Source organism: Paramaledivibacter caminithermalis DSM 15212, assembly GCF_900142245.1.
GTDB lineage: Bacteria > Bacillota > Clostridia > Peptostreptococcales > Caminicellaceae > Paramaledivibacter > Paramaledivibacter caminithermalis.
Genome location: NZ_FRAG01000107.1, coordinates 1 through 5267 on the forward strand (window position 1 = coordinate 1; position 5267 = coordinate 5267).

Sequence of the window (5267 nt, forward strand, 5' to 3'; positions counted from 1 at the left end):
TGTATTAACATGAAATGATAGTAGAGCATGTATTTGATATAATAAAAAGATCATTGGGGTTTTCATATTTTCTAACAAGAGGTAATGGAAATGTGAAGGCTGAGTCTGCTATGCACTTTTTTTACATATAATCTGATCGGAATAATAAATATTATAGGGGTTAAGGAACTAATAGAGATATTGAAAGCTAAAAAACACGCTTTTTTCAATACTTTTTGTTGACATATTGATTATGAAAATACTAAAGTTAAATATTTACAATATTGTACTTGAAAATGTTTGAATAATAGACTGTTCTTACGCAGTCTGATGTCCCCTTGTGACTTTGAAGCAAGAATATTATAGAAAAAGACTAAATCCTTATCAAGATTTAGTCTTTTTCTATAAAATACTACTAATATTATTTGAAAGAATAGCAAATTCTTGTATAGTAAGGCTTTCTCCCCTTCTATTGGAGTCAATATTACTTGCCTTAAGTATTTTTTTAATCTCATCCTTGCTTAATTCAAAATCACTAAAGGATAATGAATTAAGTAATGTCTTCCTTCTTTTAGCAAAGGAAGCCCTTACTACATTTAAAAAAACTTTTTTATCTTTAACATTTACTTTAGGATTTTCCAGAACCTTTAGCCTTATAACTGTAGATTCTACATTGGGATTTGGAATAAATACTGATTTTGGTACTCTCGTTATAATTTCTGGTTCACAATAGTACTGTACTGCCACAGAAAGAGAACCATAATCCTTTGTTTTAGGTTTTGCCTTAAGCCTATCGGCAACTTCTTTCTGTACCATTACTACTATATCCTTAACAGGAACCTCCTCTTCTAGAAACTTCATTATTATAGGTGTTGTAACATAATAAGGTAAATTTGCCACAACCTTAACCTTTCTATCTGGGAACTTATTCTCAATTAACCCTTTTAAATCAAGATCTAGTACATCGGAATTGATAACCTCTACATTTTCATAATCCTTAAGGGTTTCTTCTAATATAGGAATAAGGCTCTTGTCAATTTCTATAGCCAATACTTTTTCTGCTTTATCGGCTAGATACTGTGTAAGGGTTCCTATCCCCGGTCCAACCTCAACAATAATATCCTCTTTAGTAATTTGTGAGCCTTCAATTATCTTATATATAATATTTTCATCGATTAAAAAATTTTGCCCCAAACTTTTTGAAAATTTAAATCCATATTTATTTACGATTTCCTTAGTTATTTTAGGCGATGACAATTTTTCCATAGTATCCCTGCCCTTATTATTCTATATTTTTTTTAAAGCATCTTCAAACTCTTCACGCTCTACTCCATAATTATTTAATCTATTTAAAAATTGTTTTGAGTTCCCATATCCAATACCAAGTATTTTCCCAAGTTCATCTCTTCTCTTGGAGGCATTCTTGGAACCTTCTAAATCATTAATAATTAAGTCAATTTTTTTGAATTCATTTCTCTTTTCATTTAATAGGCTTCTTACTTTGGAAAGGGCTGACCTTATACTCTCTGGTGTAGCATTTTCTATACCTATATCATTATTCTTAATAGCCTCTTCTCTAGGTAGGAAAGCGTGCTTACATCCTTTTATTTTACTAGAAATAGTCTTTCTGATTCTCTCACCTGCAGAATCTGGATCTGTAAAAATTATTACACCTTTTCTTTCCTGTGCAAATTTAATTCTTTTTAAGGTGTCCTTAGTAATCCCAAACCCATGAGTAACAATTATCTCTGCATCTACAGCCCTTTTAACAGCAGCCTCATCATCTCTTCCTTCCACAACTATTACTTCCTTTATTATCATATACACTACCTCGCAAGTATTTATTTAATTCAAAGCTACAAGTTAATATAGAATTTAAGTAAAGATTTTAATTTATACATGTCCAAAATGCCCAGAAGCATTGCATATTTGTACATGTATAAATTAAGTTTTACTATGTAAATCCTATATATCTAATCCAATATGTATACTCTAACATTTCTGCGACCATATCTTGCAACGGCCTTAGGATCTTCCATAAATAAATCTATTTTTTTCCCTTTTATAGCACCTCCTGTATCCTCTGCCGAAGCAAAGCCATAGTCCTTAGTTCCATCTAAGGATTCCACATATAGCTTTGTACCCAAAGGTATAACCCTAGGATCTACAGCTACCACTCCTGGTCTTGCTTTGGTTCCACTTCTAGTAATTCCATACTCAGGATGATCTGGAGTTTTTCCGCAGCTTTCAACAGAAAGATCATATGCAGTTGCTGACATTATTAATACTTTCTTATATCTTACAGGCTGCCCTCTGGAGGCTACAAAATACTTTTCGGAAGCCCTCACTATCAATTCATCCACTGGCTGTTTAATAATCCTTTCATTAACTATTTCTCTAATTGCTTCTACGCCATTCTCATAAACAATCCTATACTCTACTTCTTTTTTGCCATTTTCTCCATCTCTTTTTTTCTTGATAGCTCCTGCTTCCATTTCTTCACTATAGGTTATTATAGATCTGTAGGGTATATTAACTACCTCTTTTACTAATTTCTCTTCTACTCTTATAACATCAATTGTATCCTTTGGGTGAATTTCTTTATCAAAGGCTGGCTGTGTTCTATCATTTTCATCTAATTCAATATTGTATTCCTTTAATATATCCTTTACCTTATTATTGGCAGTCAATACATCTAAGCTTTTTCCATCAACATTTATCTTTACTTCAAATGCTCTCTTAACTTGTATTACCATACCATCCTTTAGTTTAGTATTCATATCAACATCTATTTGATCATGTTCATTAATGGTGACTCCAGCTTTTTTTAGTGCTTTATCAACCTTAGAAGACAAGGTTTCAATCTTAATCTCTTTTTCTTTATCTATTATTGTTATTTTCTTATTAAATATAGTTTCCATTGAAATTACAGTCAATAGTAACATAACGTTTATAATGATGATTGTATTTTTTTTCTTTAATACATTTAGAAGCTTATTAAATAGCTCCATAAGTATACCTCCTTATAAACAAGCACTCATTATTAATAATCAAAGGGTCTTATTTTTTCCTAGTATTATAACTCACATTAGTCTATAATAAATAAAACCCTATGTCAAACATTATATGCTACATTATGCTATTATTGACAGAAATATACTTTTGTATTCTGAAAAGAAGTTGACAGGAGCATTAGCAATTTTCCCTAATATATTATGTATTTCCTGGGCAATTTTAGACTTTCACCGACATTAGTATAAATTTAAAAACTAATAGCATAACATTTTTAAATTGTTCTATAGGGATTTAAGTAAAGACTTTAATTTATACATGTCCAAAACGCTCAGAAACGCTGCGTATTTGTACATGTATAAATTAAGTTTTACTATGTAAATCCTATATATTTGAATAAAATTTAAAAGTTGAGTATGAAATTTAAAGTAAAATTATATATCATTTTATCCTAAAATATCTCTTTGCATTCTCAGTAGTTCGCTTTGCAACTTCCTCTACTGATATGCCTTTAATTTCAGCTATTTTTTCTGCTACATATCTAACATAGCTAGATTCATTTCGCTCTCCTCTATGGGGATGGGGAGTTAAATATGGAGAATCTGTCTCTATCATTAAATGATCTATTGATATTGTTTCTACAACTTCAACAGTTTTTCTTGCATTCTTAAAGGTAATTGGTCCTGCTATAGAAATATAAGCACCATTTCTTATATATTGTTTAGCAAGTTCTGCACTACCTGAGTAACAATGCATTAAAACTCCTGTATCAAAGGCCTTTTCCTCTTTTAATATATTCATAACATCATTATTTGCTTCTCGATCATGGATAATAATTGGTAAATTAACCTCTTTAGCTAATCTAATTTGTTCTCTGAACCATTTTTTTTGAACATCTCTTGGAGAATGATCATAATGAAAGTCTAATCCTATTTCTCCAATTGCCATAACCTTTGGCTTCTTTGTTAGGCTTTTTAAAAGCTGAAGCAACATATCATCCATGGTCTTTGCATCATGGGGATGAACTCCGACTGCAGCATAGATCATATCATATTTATTAGCAAGTTCTACAGCTTTTACAGAGCTTTCAAAATCTGCCCCTGGATTCATTATGTAGGATATGCCATTTTCTTTAGCCCTTTTTATTACCTCATCTCTATCCTTGTCGAATCTTCTGTCATCTAGATGTGCATGTGAATCAAATATCATATTGTATTCTCCTTCCATAGTATACTAGATTTTTATAGTAAAACTCTACAATTTTTAATATGATTATGGATATATAAACACCAAGTCAAATCACGGTATCAAAGAATAATTATTACTATGGTAAAATAAATATATGCAAAATTATAACTAGCAACAAGAAGCTGCTAGCTATATATTATATTAACATACTTTTACTTTCAATAGTTATTAATGTCTAAGTTGATTATTACTGTAGGGATTTAAGTAAAGACTTTAATTTATACATGTCCAAAACACCTAGAAACGCTGCGTATTTGTACACGTATAAATTAAGTTTTACTATGTAAATTTTATATAATTATTATTATACCCTATTAAAATAGCCTTTATTTTATGACCATCCTATCATTGTGGCAAATGCTATTTCAATTGTCCCTATTAATACCCAAATCCCAAATAACGGCACCATACATTTTAACCATTTTTCATAGGGTACTTTAGCAACTCCAAGGGCAGCCATTAAAACTCCTGATGTAGGTATTATGGTATTTGAAAAACCTTCGCCATATCATCTGGATACATTTTTCCTATTGAACCATTTATTAAAACAACAGCCAACATCATTGCGCTTAAATAATTTAGCCTCCAATGCAATTTAAAAGAACCATATCCGTATATCACAAATCCTGCTATGAGAATAAATAAAAGGATATTTATTCAACTCTGTTGTTTGCTTCATTAATATACAATTATTATTTTATGTCAAAAAGAAGCATCTCTTTTGGCATTCTGTCACGTTGTACATGTCAAACCATCTATTTTGCTTTCTTTCACCCATGTTAAACAGCACTTTATTCCACCCTGAATCTTATCAATAACTGCAAATTATTTTATCTTAAAAGCTTAAGTCAGACTAAATAATCTAATACAAAATATAATATTGCATAAAATAGCAATAATGAAAATAGGGAAAAATCCTGTATCAAAGACTTTTCCCTAAAGATAAATTTAAAAAGATTAAATTTCACTATGGTTGTAATAAATTTGGATACATGGGAAGACGGAAAAACACACTCTCTTTTATCCAG

The 5267-nt window shown here is 30.4% G+C and carries 6 protein-coding genes; all 6 read right to left on the reverse strand.

The window, feature by feature from the left end:
• Positions 1–381: 381 nt before the first annotated feature.
• On the reverse strand, positions 382–1245 hold the full coding sequence (rsmA, locus tag BUB36_RS18385) for a 16S rRNA (adenine(1518)-N(6)/adenine(1519)-N(6))-dimethyltransferase RsmA (RefSeq protein WP_073153685.1): 864 nt from the start codon (positions 1243–1245) through the stop codon (positions 382–384).
• Positions 1246–1266: 21 nt separating this feature from the next.
• The gene (gene rnmV / locus BUB36_RS18390; protein ID WP_073153694.1) at positions 1267–1797 is read right to left on the reverse strand and encodes a ribonuclease M5; all 531 of its coding nucleotides are present in this window, start codon (positions 1795–1797) and stop codon (positions 1267–1269) included.
• A gap of 155 nt (positions 1798–1952) precedes the next feature.
• Entirely contained in the window at positions 1953–2990 is a 1038-nt protein-coding gene (locus BUB36_RS18395) for a 3D domain-containing protein (RefSeq protein ID WP_073153688.1), read from the reverse strand.
• 442 nt (positions 2991–3432) lie between these two features.
• A complete protein-coding gene (locus tag BUB36_RS18400; RefSeq protein WP_073153691.1) occupies positions 3433–4200 on the reverse strand; it encodes a TatD family hydrolase in 768 nt (255 codons plus the stop codon).
• A 370-nt stretch (positions 4201–4570) separates the two neighbouring features.
• Positions 4571–4699 carry a hypothetical protein gene (locus BUB36_RS18405; protein WP_242655917.1) on the reverse strand — a complete coding sequence of 43 codons (129 nt, stop codon included), beginning with the start codon at positions 4697–4699 and terminating at the stop codon, positions 4571–4573.
• 20 nt (positions 4700–4719) lie between these two features.
• Positions 4720–4860 carry a hypothetical protein gene (locus tag BUB36_RS19935; RefSeq protein WP_165613151.1) on the reverse strand — a complete coding sequence of 47 codons (141 nt, stop codon included), beginning with the start codon at positions 4858–4860 and terminating at the stop codon, positions 4720–4722.
• Positions 4861–5267 lie beyond the last annotated feature (407 nt).